This window comes from Streptomyces sp. NPDC050704 (genome assembly GCF_040654355.1).
Classification (GTDB): Bacteria; Actinomycetota; Actinomycetes; order Streptomycetales; family Streptomycetaceae; genus Streptomyces.
Genome location: NZ_JBFAHW010000186.1, coordinates 1 through 13,476 on the forward strand (window position 1 = coordinate 1; position 13,476 = coordinate 13,476).

Consider the following 13,476-nt stretch of genomic DNA (forward strand, 5'->3'; position numbering starts at 1 on the left):
CGAACTGGAGAGCCCCTTCTGGGGGCGCGGGGAACTGCGCGACCAACCACACACGGCCGGTGAGCCGCACGAACACCCCCGCCCCTACGGCGAGTAGGCGCCCTCAGCCCCGATAGATGGCTTCGATCTCGTCGGCGTAGTCCTTCGCCACCACATTGCGCTTGAGCTTCAGGGACGGCGTGAGATGCCCCGAGTCCTCCGTGAACTGGGCGGACAGAATCCGGAACTTCCGCACCGACTCCGCCTTCGACACCGCCGCGTTCCCGTCATCGACCGCACCCTGGATCGCGGCGAGAAGGTCAGCGTCGTCCCGCAAAGACGCCGCGCTCGAGCCGGCAGGCTTCCCGTGCTCGTCGGCCCAGCGGCCCAGGAACTCGTCGTCGATGGTGACCAGCGCGCCCACGAACGGCCGCCCGTCACCCACCACCATGCACTCCGCGACGAGCGCGTGCGCGCGGATGCGGTCCTCGATCACGGCCGGGGCGACGTTCTTGCCGCCCGCGGTGACGATGATCTCCTTCTTGCGGCCGGTGATGCGGAGGTAGCCGTCCTCGTCGAGGGTGCCGATGTCACCGGTGTGGAACCAGCCGTCGGCCAGCGCCTCCTCGGTCGCGGCCTCGTTGTTCCAGTAGCCCTTGAAGAGGTGCTCGCCGTGCAGCAGCACCTCGCCGTCGTCCGCGATGCGGATCACCGAGCCGGGCAGCGGCTGGCCGACCGTGCCGATCTTCTGGCGGTCCCACGGGTTGAAGGCGGTGGCGGCGCAGGACTCGGTCAGTCCGTAGCCCTCCAGGACCGTGAAGCCGATGCCGCGGAAGAAGTGGCCCAGGCGCTCGCCGAGCGGGGCGCCGCCCGAGATCGCGTACTCGCCCTTGCCGCCGAGCACCGCGCGCAGCTTGCTGTAGACGAGCTTGTCGAAGGCCTTGTGTTTGATCTTCAGGCCGATGGACGGGCCCGACGGGGTGTCCAGCGCGCGGCTGTACGCGATCGCCGCGTCCGCCGCCTTGTCGAAGATCTTGCCCTTGCCGTCCGCCTGCGCCTTGGCCCGCGCCGAGTTGTAGACCTTCTCGAAGACGCGCGGCACACCGAGGATCAACGTCGGCCGGAACGAGGCCAGTTCGTCGGTGAGGTTCTGGATGTCCGGTACGGTGCCCAGCTTGATCGGCGCCATCATCGGCGCGACCTGGACCAGGCGCCCGAAGACGTGCGCGAGCGGGAGGAAGAGGAGGACGGAACACTCGCCCGTACGGAACAGCGGGCGCAGGCGTTCCACGATGTTGCCGCACTCCGCGAAGAAGCTGCGGTGGGTGAGGACGCAGCCCTTGGGGCGGCCAGTCGTGCCGCTGGTGTAGACGATGGTCGCCGGATCGTCGGCCTTGGCGGCCGAGCTGCGCTCCTCGACCGTGGCGTCGGTGACGTCCTTGCCGGCCCGGCCCAGCTCCTCGACGCCGCCGGCCTCGATCTGCCAGACGTGTGCGAGGGCGGGCAGCCGGTCGCGCACCGACTGCACGGCGGCCGCGTGCGCGTCCAGCTCGACGATGCAGGCGGTCGCGCCCGAGTCGCCGAGGATCCACTGCACCTGCTCCGCCGAGCTGGTCTCGTACACCGGCACGGTGATCGCGCCCGCGCACCAGATCGCGAAGTCGAGCAGCGTCCACTCGTAGCGCGTACGGGACATCAGGCCGACCCGGTCACCCGGCTGGATGCCCGAGGCGATCAGCCCCTTGGCGGCGGTCTGCACCTCCGCGAGGAAGACGGTGGCCGTGACGTCCGTCCAAGTGCCGCCCACCTTTCGGGCGATGACCGCCACGTCGGGATGCTGCGTGGCGTTTCTGCGGACGATGTCGGTCAGATTGCCGTCCGCGGGGACCTCGTACAAAGCCGGAAGGCTGAACTCGCGCAAGACTGCTGCTCCTCATAGGGCGCCGACGCCACGACCTCATGTGTTGCGACGGAGCGGTCCAAGGCTCGGGCGGGGGCTCGGGGAGTCAAGTGGTTGAAACCCTGAGCACGACTGGACTGCCCGGACGTTACCCGCCGGTACTACCTCTACGACAGGGGGGTCAGGCGAGATGTACCCCGTGTCACACGTGCTGGCGTTCCTTCGCGCACAGTAGTCCAACTCATTACTGACCGGAAAGTAACCGCAGGTCCCGCCAGGTCTACTCACGTTTGCTCCACAGGCTTACCCTTGATCGTCATGGCAGGCACATACCCGGGTACCCCCAGGACACGTATCCACGTCGTCAGCGACGTACACGGCAACGCCCGTGACCTGGCCAGAGCCGGTGACGGCGCGGACGCGCTGATCTGCCTGGGCGATCTGGTGCTCTTCATCGACTACGCCGACCACTCGCGCGGAATCTTCCCCGATCTGTTCGGTACCGAGAACACCCACCGCATCGTCGAACTCCGTACCGCCCGCCACTACGAGGAGGCGCGCGAGTTCGGCCGGCAACTGTGGGCGGGCCTGGACCGCGGCCCCGCCATCGAGAAGGCCGTGCGCAAGCAGTACGCCGAGTTGTTCGCCGCGTTCCCGACGCCGACGTACGTCACCTACGGCAACGTCGATATGCCACCCCTGTGGTCGGAGTACGCCGGCCCCGGCACCACCGTGCTCGACGGGCAGCGCGTCGAGATCGGCGGCCGGGTCTTCGGCTTCGTCGGCGGCGGCCTGCGGACCCCCATGCGGACGCCGTACGAGATCAGCGACGAGGAGTACGCGGCGAAGATCGAGGCCGTCGGAGAGGTCGACGTGCTGTGCACCCACATTCCGCCCGAGGTGCCCGAACTCGTCTACGACACGGTGGCGCGGCGCTTCGAACGGGGCAGCCGCGCGCTGCTCGACGCGATCCGGCGGACCCGGCCGCGGTACTCGCTCTTCGGGCACGTCCACCAGCCGCTCGTACGGCGGATGCGGGTGGGCGCCACCGAGTGCGTGAACGTGGGTCACTTCGCCGGATCCGGGAAGCCGTGGGTACTGGAGTGGTGAGGGGCGCCCGGCCGCCGCGGGCCCGGGGACGGTGACCTGCCGACCGCGCGGTAGCCTTCACACCGCATACCCAGGTAAGAACCTTTCGTACCCCGAAATCCCCCCTGTCCGGACCGCATCTGGAGGAGCCACGGCGATGGCGGAACACACCAGCTCGAGCATCACGATCGAGGCGGCCCCGGCCGACGTCATGGCGGTCATCGCCGACTTCGCCCGCTACCCGGACTGGACGGGTGAGGTGAAGGAGGCGGAGGTGCTGGCCACGGACGCGAAGGGCCGTGCCGAGCAGGTACGCCTCGTCATGGACGCGGGCGCGATCAAGGACGACCAGACCCTGGGCTACACCTGGACCGGCGACCACGAGGTCTCCTGGACCCTGGTCAAGTCCCAGATGCTCCGGTCCCTGGACGGTTCGTACCTCCTCAAGCCCGCGGGCTCGGGGGCCACCGAGGTCACCTACCGGCTCACCGTCGACGTCAAGATCCCCATGCTCGGCATGATCAAGCGCAAGGCGGAGAAGGTCATCATCGACCGGGCGCTGGCGGGCCTCAAGAAGAGGGTCGAGTCGGGCGACAAGTAGCCGCGCGCAGGACCGCCCGGCCGCGGGCACCCGGCGGGCGCCGGTGATCGCCCGCACCCCGGGCCGGGGCAACGCGTACCGTTCACCCCCATGCGCACCATCCTGATCACCGGTCCCGGCGGCTCCGGCCGGACCACCGTCGCCGCGGCCACCGCCCTCGACTCGGCCCGAGAGGGCGCCCGCACGCTCGTGCTCTCGTCCGACCGGACGGACACGCTGGGCGCCGCCCTGGGAGTCCCGACCGGCCGCAAGCCGGTGACGGCCGCGCCGGGCCTGACGGCCTGGCGGCCGGACCCGACCGAGGACTTCCGGACGGACCTCCTCACCTTCCAGGACCGCGCCGCCACCGCCCTCGACATGCTGGGCGCGGCCCGCCTGGACGCCGAGGAGCTCACCCCCGTCCCGGGCGCCGAGGAACTCACCCTGCTCCGCGCCCTGCGCGACGCGTCCATGGCGAAGAGGTACGACCTGCTGGTCGTCGACCTGCCCGCCACCCCGCAGGCGCTCGCGCTCCTCGCGCTCCCCGAGCAACTGCGCCGCTACCTCCGCCGGCTGCTCCCCGCGGAGCGCCAGGCGGCCCGCGCCCTGCGCCCCGTCCTCGGCCGCCTCGCCGGAATCCCGATGCCCGCGGAGTGGCTGTACGAGACGGCCGCCCGCTGGGAGGTCGAACTGGCCGCGGTCCAGGCGGCCGTCGAGGCCCCGGCCACGACCGTACGGCTGGTCGCCGAACCGGGCCCGGCAGGCACCGACGCCGTACGCGCCGCCACCACCGGCCTCGCCCTGCGCGGCCTGCGCACCGACGTCCTGGTCGCCAACCGCGTCCTGCCCGACGCGTCCCCCGACACCTGGCTGGCGGCCCTCGCGGCCCAGCAGCGCAAGGCCCTGGCCGAGTGGCGTGACGAGTGGACGCGGACGTACGAGGTGTGCGAGCTCCCGCACCTCGGCCGGGACCCGCGCGGCGCCGAGGACCTCGCCGCACTTCCCGTGCCCGCCGCGGGCGACGCCCCGGGCCCGGTCGAGTGGCCCGTCACGGAGCGGCCGGCCGACGAGGACGACGGCGGAGTCGGTGACGGCAGAGTCTTCGTGTGGCACCTCCCCCTCCCCGGCGCGATACGGGAGGAGCTCGACCTCGTCCGGCGCGGCGACGAACTCGTCGTCACCGTGGGACCGTTCCGCCGGATCGTGTCGCTCCCGTCCGTCCTGCGCCGCTGCACGGTGGACGGCGCCTCGCTGCGCGACGGCGAACTGAGCGTCCGCTTCGTGCCGGACCCGGAGCTGTGGCCGCAGGGAAGGTGACCGGGTCCCGGCCCGTGAGCGCGGACACAGTGGCGCAGACCGTGAACGGCATACCCCCGTTCGGGTAACGTCGAGAGACACAGCCGATGCTTGGAGTCCGTCATGAGCGATGAGCGCCCCACGTCCGATGCCGCGGAGGACGCGCTCGACAAGGTGCCCGGCGAGGTGCGTGCGACCGACGCCGATGCCTGGGCGAAGGCGTGCGAGGAGGACCTCGCCGCGGAGAAGGCCCGCCGCCGCACCCAGTACGGCCAGCCGCCCGGCTCGGCCGCCGACGAACTGCGCAAACTCGTCGACACCGTCGCCGACAAGCTGTCCGGACTGCAGTCCCCGCTGTTCGGCGCGGTGGCCGGCGGCGCCGCCCAGCAGATGGTGAACCAGGTGGTGCAGCAGGCCAAGGCCGCCGTCGAGCCCGTCATCGAGCGCAACCCCGACGTGTTCGACCACCTGGCCGCCGCCGGCTCCGAACTGCTGGCCGCCTACCGCTCAGCCGTCGAGGCCCAGGAGCGGCGCTGGACCCAGGACACCCCTCCGCGCCCCCGGGACGAGGGCACCGGTCCTGGTGAACACATCGACCTCGACTGAACACGCTCGGGTACGGTTGGCCGTAGCGGGGCTCGACCGAAACTGAGGGATTCATGGGACTCACCATCGGCGTCGATATCGGCGGCACGAAGATCGCGGCCGGTGTGGTCGACGAGGAAGGCAACATCCTCTCGACCCACAAGGTGCCGACCCCCAGCACGCCGCAGGCGATCGTGGACGCCATCGCCGCGGCCGTGGAAGGTGCCCGGGCGGGACACGAGATCGTCGGCGTGGGTATCGGTGCCGCAGGATACGTGAACCGTCAGCGTTCGACGGTCTACTTCGCGCCGAACATCGACTGGCGGCAGGAGCCGCTCAAGGAGAAGGTCGAGCAGCGGGTCGGTCTGCCGGTCGTCGTGGAGAACGACGCGAACGCGGCAGCCTGGGGCGAGTACAAGTTCGGCGCGGGCAAGGGCCACCGGAACGTCATCTGCATCACGCTGGGCACCGGCCTCGGCGGCGGCATCATCATCGGCAACAAGCTGCGCCGCGGGCACTTCGGCGTCGCCGCCGAGTTCGGCCACATCCGGATGGTGCCGGACGGCATCCTGTGCGGCTGCGGCTCGCAGGGCTGCTGGGAGCAGTACGCCTCCGGCCGCGCCCTCGTGCGGTACGCGAAGCAGCGTGCCAACGCGACGCCGGAGAGCGCCGAGATCCTGCTCTCGCTGGGTGACGGCTCCCCGGACGGGATCGAGGGCAAGCACATCTCGATGGCCGCCCGCCAGGGCGACCCGGTGGCCGTGGACTCGTACCGCGAGCTGGCCCGCTGGGCGGGCGCGGGCCTGGCCGACCTGGCCTCGCTCTTCGACCCCTCCGCGTTCATCGTCGGCGGCGGCCTCTCCGACGAGGGCGAGCTCGTCCTCGACCCGATCCGCAAGTCCTACAAGCGCTGGCTCGTCGGCGGCAACTGGCGCCCGGTGGCCGATGTCATCGCCGCCCAACTGGGCAACAAGGCGGGCCTGGTAGGCGCGGCAGACCTGGTCAGAGAGCCGGACCCGATCATGTGACGGACTGACGGACATAGGCGAACGCCCGCCGTGCCCTTTCGGGGACGGCGGGCGTTGTCGTGTAGGCGCCCCCTTTCCGGGGCTGACGGGCGCTGTCGTACCGCGTCCATCAGACGCGCCCCTTTAGGGGCGCGGGGAACTGCGCGACAAGCCCCCACGGCCCGCAGATATCCGACAACCTGAAGCTCCTCGGCATATATCTTGATCACTATGCCGACCAGCCCATCAGCCAGTCCGCTGCCCAACTCCCGTACCGAATCCGACGGTTCGGCCGTCATCCGGGTACTCAGTTACAACATCCGCTCCATGCGCGACGACACAGATGCCCTCGCCCGAGTGATCAACGCCTGCGCCCCCGACCTCGTCCTGGTCCAAGAAGCCCCCCGCTTCTTCCGCTGGCGCAAGAAACTGGCCCGCCTCGCGAGATCCTCGGGCCAGGTCCTCCTCTCCGGCGGAGCCACCGCATCCGGCCCCGCCCTCCTCTGCTCCCTGCGGGCCACGGTCGAGCGGACCGACGACGTACTGCTGCCCCTCACCCCCGGCCTGCACCGGCGCGGTTTCGCCACGGCGGTCGTACGTTTCGGGGCCGCACGGATCGGCGTACTGAGCTGTCACCTCTCCCTCCAGAAGGACGAGCGGTACGAACAGGGCGGCCTGCTCCTAGACCGCCTCGCCGCGCTGGGTACCCCGCACGCGATCGCCGGCGGCGACCTCAACGAACGCCCGGACGGCCGCACCTTCAAACGCCTCGCCGCCGGCCTCCAGGACTGCTGGACCGTCGCTCCCTGGGGCGCGGAGTACACCTCCACCCCCGCCGACCCGCACCAGCGCATCGACGCGCTCTTCGCCACGGAGGGCGTGGAGGTGCTGGGCTGCGGGGTGCCGCTGGGGCAGCCGGGAGTGACCGAGACCGACCTGAGGGCGGCCACCGACCACCTGCCGGTCCTGGCCGCCCTCAGGGTTCCCGCGTCGTCGTGAAAAACGGGAACAGGTGTCAGACCACGGCCCCGCGCCCGGGGTCGTCCTCGTCCTCGTCCTCGTCGCCGCCCATCCGGGCGACCAGCGTGGCGAAGCCGCCGAGGAAGCCGCCGATGCCGACGGTGGCCAGCCACCAGGTCATGTCCCAGCCGAGCAGGACGGCGAGCAGCAGCAGGATCGGACCGCCGATCACGGCCAGCCAGGCGAACTTGGCCGTCGTGTCCGCGGCGGGCAGCGGGGGCGGCTCGGGCGGTACGAAGTGGCCCTCGTCGTCCTCGTCGAAGTCTTCCTCGACCGGCTCGGGCGTGGTGTAGTCCCGCGGTCCGGCGAGGCCGGGCGCGAACGCGACCGAGCTGCCGAGCGGCTTCCCGGCGGCGGGCTCGTCCTCCGCTGCGGAGCCCGCAGAGCCCGCGGAATCTACGGAATCCGCAGAACTCTCGACGTTTTTGCTGTCCTTGGTGTCTTTGTCCTCGGTGTCCTGGCCGTCCTTGGCGCTCTTCGCGCCCTTGGGCCGCTTGGCGCTCTTCGTGTCGCTGTCGCCGTCGGTGTCGTTCGTCTCGGGCTCCAGGAGCGCCAGGTCCTCGATCGACTTGAAGGGCTTGGCGCCGGGCGGGTCCGGCGGCTCGTCGCCGTACCCCGCGACGATCGCCTCCCATGCCGCCGCCTCGTCGAACGACGGGCCCTGCTCATCGCCGGGTGACGCGTCCCTCTCGTCGGGCTCGCGGTCCGCGTCGTGCTCAGCCACCGATGGCCGTCCCTTCCTGCTGACCCGCCTGACCCGCGCCGGCCTCCTTGCCGGCACCGGGTGCGAGCCGGGAGACGAAGGCAAAGCTCTCTTCGAAGATCCGGTCCGCTTCGTGGTCCAACGTCGCGACGTGGTAGCTCTGTTCCAGGAGTATCTCCGTCACATCCGTGGATGACACCCGACTGAGGATGCGGGCCGAGTCGGCGGGCGGCACGACATGGTCCTGCGGGCTGCGCAGGAGCAGCATCGGCTGGGTCACCTGGGGGAGATCGGCGTCGACCAGCCGGTAGAAGTTCCGCATCGAGTGGGCCGCGTGCAGCGGCACCCTGTCGTAGCCGATCTCGATGCCGCCCTCCTTGGCGATGTCGCTCGTGATGCCGTGCGTCGTCCTGACGAAGTGCCGCAGCACCGGGAGGGCGTACGCCGACAGGCCGTGCACCTTGTTGGCCGGATTGACGACCACGATGCCGCTGACCTCGTCCCCGTGTCTGGCGGCGAGCCGCAGGGTGAGGGCGGCGCCCATGGAGAGGCCGAAGACGAAGACCCGGGAGCAGCGCTCGCGCAGGGCGCGCAGCTCGCGGTCCACCTCCGCGTACCAGTCCTGCCAGCCCGTGACCTGCATGTCCTCCCAGCGGGTGCCGTGCCCGGGCAGCAGCGGCAGCGCGACGGTCAGACCGCGCTCGGCGAGGTACTCCGCCCAGGGGCGCAGCGACTGGGGGGAACCGGTGAAGCCGTGGCAGAGGAGGACACCGACCTCTCCGCCCTCGTGGCGGAACGGCTCGGCTCCAGGAAGGACCGGCACCTTCGGTCTCCTGTTCATAGAGGTGTTCATCGAGTCATTGAGGTGTTCGTCGAGACGTGATCATCGAGGTGTGTTCGGAGGGGAGCGACTGTTCGTTCAAGGGTGACGCGGCGGTCACCCCAAAGCTTCGAGGCGTACTTCACCGTACGCGACCGCACTGACACCGACCAGGGCCGTCGGGTCCTTTGACAGTGCTCCGGGTTAAGGTCTGATCGACGACACAGGAGGCACTCGGTTGATCTACGGCGCAATGAAGTTTTCCGTCGGAGGGCCCCTGAAGCTCGCCTTCAGGCCCTGGGTGGAAGGCCTCGAGAACGTTCCCGCCGAGGGCCCGGCCATCCTGGCGAGCAACCATCTGTCGTTCTCGGACTCCTTTTTCCTGCCCGCGGTCCTCGACCGCAAGGTGACCTTCATCGCGAAGGCCGAGTACTTCACGACGCCCGGCATCAAGGGCCGGATGACCGCCGCCTTCTTCAAGGGCGTCGGCCAGCTGCCGGTGGACCGCTCCGGCGGCCGCGGTGCGGGCGAGGCGGCCATCAAGAGCGGTGTCGACGTCCTGGAGCGCGGTGAGCTGTTCGGTATCTATCCCGAGGGCACGCGCTCGCCCGACGGCCGTCTGTACCGGGGCAAGCCCGGCGGCCTCGCGCGCGTGGCGCTCGCCACCGGCGCGCCCGTCATCCCGGTCGCCATGATCGACACCGAGAAGATCCAGCCGCCGGGGAAGGTGATGCCCAAGCTGATGCGCCCGGGCATCCGCATCGGCAGGCCGCTGGACTTCAGCCGGTACAACGGCATGGAGAAGGACCGCTTCGTCCTGCGGGCACTGACCGACGAGGTCATGTACGAAATCATGAAGCTCTCCGGACAGGAGTACGTCGACATCTACGCGACGGCCGCCAAGCGGCAGATCGCGGAGGCGGCGAAGGCCCAGAAGCAGGCGCAGAAGGAAGCACAGAAAGAAGCCCAGCAGGAAGCGCAGCAGGAAAGCCAGGGAGAAGCGCAGAAGGAAGCCGAGCAGGCGCGGGAGCAGGCCGAGAAGGAACGGTCCGGCTCCTAGACGCGGCCGTCGGGGGATGGGGTAGTGGGGGACATGGCCAAGCGCGAGAGAGTCATGAGGATGTCGGTCGAGCAGCCGCTTTGGCGCGCGCTCACCGCGTATCGCGTGCTGACGATGTTCTACGCGATCGGTCTCTTCGTCACGAAGTACGAGGAGTTCATCCGTCCCGAGGTGGCCATCGGCTACTTCGTGGTGCTCTTCGTATGGACCCTGGCGACCCTGCCCAAGGTCGCCAACGCGGCGAGCTGCACCAAGCGGTTCCTCGCCGCCGACCTGAGCATCGCGCTCACCGGCATCCTGCTCACGCCGGTCGCGGACGCCCACGACCGGATCGTGGCGGGCGGCCCGACCCTCCCGTCGATATGGGCCGCGGGCTCCGTGCTGGCCTTCGCGATCAAGGGCGGCTGGCGCTGGGCGGCCTTCGCGTCGGCGCTCGTAGGGGTCGCGAACATCGTCCAGCGCGGCGCGGCCAGCCAGGACACGATCCACAACGTCCTGCTGGTCTGGGTCGCCTCCATCGCCATCGGATACGTCGTCGAGGTCGCCCGAGCCTCCGAACGGACCCTGGCCCGCGCCCTGGAGATCGAGGCGGCGACCCGTGAGCGGGAGCGACTGGCCCGCGACATCCACGACAGCGTCCTTCAGGTGCTCGCGATGGTGCAGCGCCGGGGCTCCGCGCTCGGCGGCGACGCGGCGGAGCTGGGCCGGATGGCGGGCGAGCAGGAGGTGGCGCTGCGCTCGCTGGTCTCGGGCGGCCTGGTGCCGGTCTCACGGGTGTCGGAGGACGTGGCCGAGGGCGCCGTGGTGCTGGCCGTGGACGAGCCGGACGCGGCGGACGACGCCGGCCCCTGCGACCTGCGCTCGCTGCTCGCCCCGTACGCCACCGCGAGGGTGACCTTCTCCGAGCCGGGCGCCCCGGTGCCGCTCGACCCGGCCGCCGCGAAGGAACTGGCCGCCGCCGTCGGTGCCGCCCTGGACAATGTCCACCGGCACGCGGGGGCGGACGCCCGGGCGTGGATCCTGGTCGAGGACGAGCCGGACGCGGTGATCGTGACCGTCCGCGACGACGGTCCCGGCATCCCCGAGGGCAGACTCGCCCAGGCCGAGGGGGAGGGGCGCCTCGGTGTGGCCCTGTCGATCCGCGGCCGCCTGCGCGAGATCGGCGGAACGGCCGAGGTGATCTCGGTACCGGGCCAGGGCACGGAAGTCGAACTGAAGGTACCGAAGGACCTGAAGGACTCAAGGGCCCTGAAGGGTTCGAAGAGTTCACGGGGGAAGGCGGAGCGGTGATGACGACGACGAGGGAGCCGGAAGCCCTGACGGCGAGGGCGGGACAGCGATGACCGGGACCACGAGGGCAACGCAGACAACGAAGACGACGACGCCGACGAGAACGACCAGGCCGACGGGCATGACGAAGGCGGGGCGGCGATGACGGGGGCCGCGGACCAGCAGCGGCAGGGGCGTGACCGGGACCCGGGCCAGGACCAGGGGCGGGGCCCGATCAGGGTCATGGTGGTCGACGACCACCCCATGTGGCGCGACGCGGTCGCCCGCGACCTGGGGGAGTCCGGCTTCGACGTGGTCGCCACGGCGGGCGACGGCGAGCAGGCGGTGCGCCGCGCGCAGGCCGCGGGACCCGATGTCCTCGTCCTCGACCTGAACCTGCCCGCGAAGCCCGGCGTCCAGGTCTGCAAGGAACTGGTCGGGGCCAACCCCGCCCTGCGCGTCCTGGTGCTCTCCGCGAGCGGAGAGCACGCGGACGTCCTGGAGGCCGTCAAGTCGGGGGCCACCGGCTATCTGCTGAAGTCGGCCTCCACGGAGGAGCTGATCGACGCGGTGCGCCGCACGGCCGTCGGCGACCCGGTCTTCACGCCGGGCCTCGCGGGCCTGGTCCTCGGCGAGTACCGCAGACTCGCCTCCGAGCCCGCGCCGGGCCCGGGCGCCGACGAGCCCAAGGCCCCGCAGCTCACCGACCGCGAGACCGAGGTGCTCAGGCTGGTCGCCAAGGGCCTGAGCTACAAGCAGATCGCCGAGCGCCTCGTCATCTCGCACCGCACCGTCCAGAACCACGTGCAGAACACCCTGGGCAAGCTCCAGTTGCACAACCGCGTGGAGCTGGTGCGCTATGCCATAGAGCGGGGCCTCGACGACGCGTAAACCGTCCGATGCACACCAACGAGTGAAGGTGAGAGATCAACTCCCGCACAATTCACTGGAATTGACCTTCCGGACCATCCCGAAGTGACCTGGATCACTATTAGCGTGAGTCCCATCAGCCAACCGCGGCGAAGGGACTTTCTATGCGGGTCGGAGTACTGACCGGGGGTGGCGACTGCCCCGGGCTCAACGCGGTCATCCGGGCCATCGTCCGCAAGGGCGTGCAGGAGTACGGCTACGACTTCACCGGTTTCCGGGACGGCTGGCGGGGTCCGCTGGAGGGCGACGCCGTCCCGCTCGACATTCCCGCCGTGCGCGGCATCCTGCCCCGTGGCGGCACCATCCTCGGCTCCTCGCGCACCAATCCCCTCAAGGTCGAGAACGGCATCCGCCGGATCAAGGAGAACCTCGCCAAGCAGGAGGTCGAGGCACTGATCGCGATCGGCGGCGAGGACACGCTGGGGGTCGCCGCCCGACTCACCGACGAGTACGGGGTGCCCGTCGTCGGCGTACCGAAGACCATCGACAACGACCTGTCGGCCACCGACTACACCTTCGGCTTCGACACGGCCGTCGGGATCGCGACCGAGGCGATCGACCGCCTGCACACCACCGCCGAGTCGCACATGCGTGTCCTCGTCTGCGAGGTGATGGGCCGGCACGCGGGCTGGATCGCGCTCCACTCCGGCCTGGCCGGCGGCGCCAACGTGATCCTCATCCCCGAGCAGCGCTTCGATGTCGAGCAGGTCTGCGCGTGGGTGACCTCGCGGTTCAAGGCCTCGTACGCGCCGATCGTGGTCGTCGCCGAGGGGGCGATGCCCAAGGACGGCGACATGGTCCTGAAAGACGGCTCGCTCGACTCCTTCGGGCATGTGCGGCTCTCCGGTGTCGGCGAGTGGCTGGCCAAGGAGATCGAGCGGCGTACGGGCAAGGAGGCCCGTACGACGGTCCTCGGGCATGTCCAGCGCGGTGGCACGCCCAGTGCCTTCGACCGGTGGCTCGCCACGCGTTTCGGGCTGCATGCCATCGAGGCCGTCCGGGACGGGGACTTCGGCAAGATGGTCGCTCTGCGTGGCACCGACATCGTCCGCGTGCCCATCGCCGAGGCCACGGCCCGCCTGAAAACGGTGGACCCGCGGCTGTACGAGGAGGTGGGCGTCTTCTTCGGCTGAGGCCGGGTTTTCCTCGCCCCCGCCGCCCCTACCCGTCCCATCCCCGGGGGGGGGGGCCCCCCCCCCCCCCGGGGGGGGGGTGGGGTGGGGGGGGGGGGTGGGGGA

Annotated in this window: 13 protein-coding genes; 10 read left to right on the plus strand and 3 right to left on the minus strand. The window is 70.5% G+C overall.

Going from position 1 to position 13,476, the window contains the following annotated elements; genetic code table 11:
• Positions 1–103 precede the first annotated feature (103 nt).
• Positions 104–1,900, minus strand: a complete 1,797-nt coding sequence (locus AB0I18_RS49145; protein WP_363112369.1) for an AMP-dependent synthetase/ligase — start codon at positions 1,898–1,900, stop codon at positions 104–106.
• Positions 1,901–2,197: 297 nt separating this feature from the next.
• Here AB0I18_RS49145 and AB0I18_RS49150 point away from each other — a divergent pair, with 297 nt between their 5' ends.
• The 6 genes from AB0I18_RS49150 (at position 2,198) to AB0I18_RS49175 (ending at position 7,435) form a co-directional block, all read left to right on the plus strand.
• Positions 2,198–2,989: a metallophosphoesterase gene (locus tag AB0I18_RS49150; protein WP_363112370.1), complete on the plus strand. Its 792-nt coding sequence runs from the start codon at positions 2,198–2,200 to the stop codon at positions 2,987–2,989.
• A 136-nt stretch (positions 2,990–3,125) separates the two neighbouring features.
• Positions 3,126–3,569, plus strand: coding sequence for an SRPBCC family protein (locus tag AB0I18_RS49155; RefSeq protein WP_363112371.1), 444 nt, complete (start codon positions 3,126–3,128; stop codon positions 3,567–3,569).
• 90 nt (positions 3,570–3,659) lie between these two features.
• Positions 3,660–4,865 (plus strand): ArsA-related P-loop ATPase, encoded by a 1,206-nt coding sequence (locus AB0I18_RS49160; protein WP_363112372.1) that lies wholly within the window; start codon positions 3,660–3,662, stop codon positions 4,863–4,865.
• A 102-nt stretch (positions 4,866–4,967) separates the two neighbouring features.
• A complete protein-coding gene (locus AB0I18_RS49165; protein ID WP_363112373.1) occupies positions 4,968–5,450 on the plus strand; it encodes a DUF5304 domain-containing protein in 483 nt (160 codons plus the stop codon).
• 53 nt (positions 5,451–5,503) lie between these two features.
• Positions 5,504–6,457 carry an ROK family glucokinase gene (locus AB0I18_RS49170; protein WP_363112374.1) on the plus strand — a complete coding sequence of 318 codons (954 nt, stop codon included), beginning with the start codon at positions 5,504–5,506 and terminating at the stop codon, positions 6,455–6,457.
• 210 nt (positions 6,458–6,667) lie between these two features.
• Positions 6,668–7,435: an endonuclease/exonuclease/phosphatase family protein gene (locus tag AB0I18_RS49175; RefSeq protein WP_363112375.1), complete on the plus strand. Its 768-nt coding sequence runs from the start codon at positions 6,668–6,670 to the stop codon at positions 7,433–7,435.
• 16 nt (positions 7,436–7,451) lie between these two features.
• Here AB0I18_RS49175 and AB0I18_RS49180 read toward each other — a convergent pair whose 3' ends face one another.
• The gene (locus AB0I18_RS49180; protein WP_363112376.1) at positions 7,452–8,180 is read right to left on the minus strand and encodes a hypothetical protein; all 729 of its coding nucleotides are present in this window, start codon (positions 8,178–8,180) and stop codon (positions 7,452–7,454) included.
• Positions 8,173–8,982 (minus strand): alpha/beta fold hydrolase, encoded by an 810-nt coding sequence (locus AB0I18_RS49185; protein ID WP_363112377.1) that lies wholly within the window; start codon positions 8,980–8,982, stop codon positions 8,173–8,175. The genes AB0I18_RS49180 and AB0I18_RS49185 overlap by 8 nt, the downstream gene beginning before the upstream one ends.
• 250 nt (positions 8,983–9,232) lie before the next feature.
• Between AB0I18_RS49185 and AB0I18_RS49190 the strand changes: the two genes are divergently transcribed.
• The 4 genes from AB0I18_RS49190 (at position 9,233) to AB0I18_RS49205 (ending at position 13,371) form a co-directional block, all read left to right on the plus strand.
• Positions 9,233–10,039, plus strand: coding sequence for a lysophospholipid acyltransferase family protein (locus AB0I18_RS49190; RefSeq protein WP_363112378.1), 807 nt, complete (start codon positions 9,233–9,235; stop codon positions 10,037–10,039).
• 33 nt (positions 10,040–10,072) lie between these two features.
• The gene (locus AB0I18_RS49195) at positions 10,073–11,329 is read left to right on the plus strand and encodes a DUF5931 domain-containing protein (protein WP_363112379.1); all 1,257 of its coding nucleotides are present in this window, start codon (positions 10,073–10,075) and stop codon (positions 11,327–11,329) included.
• 222 nt (positions 11,330–11,551) lie between these two features.
• Entirely contained in the window at positions 11,552–12,199 is a 648-nt protein-coding gene (locus AB0I18_RS49200) for a response regulator transcription factor (protein WP_363112381.1), read from the plus strand.
• A gap of 143 nt (positions 12,200–12,342) precedes the next feature.
• Positions 12,343–13,371, plus strand: coding sequence for a 6-phosphofructokinase (locus tag AB0I18_RS49205; protein ID WP_363112380.1), 1,029 nt, complete (start codon positions 12,343–12,345; stop codon positions 13,369–13,371).
• Positions 13,372–13,476 lie beyond the last annotated feature (105 nt).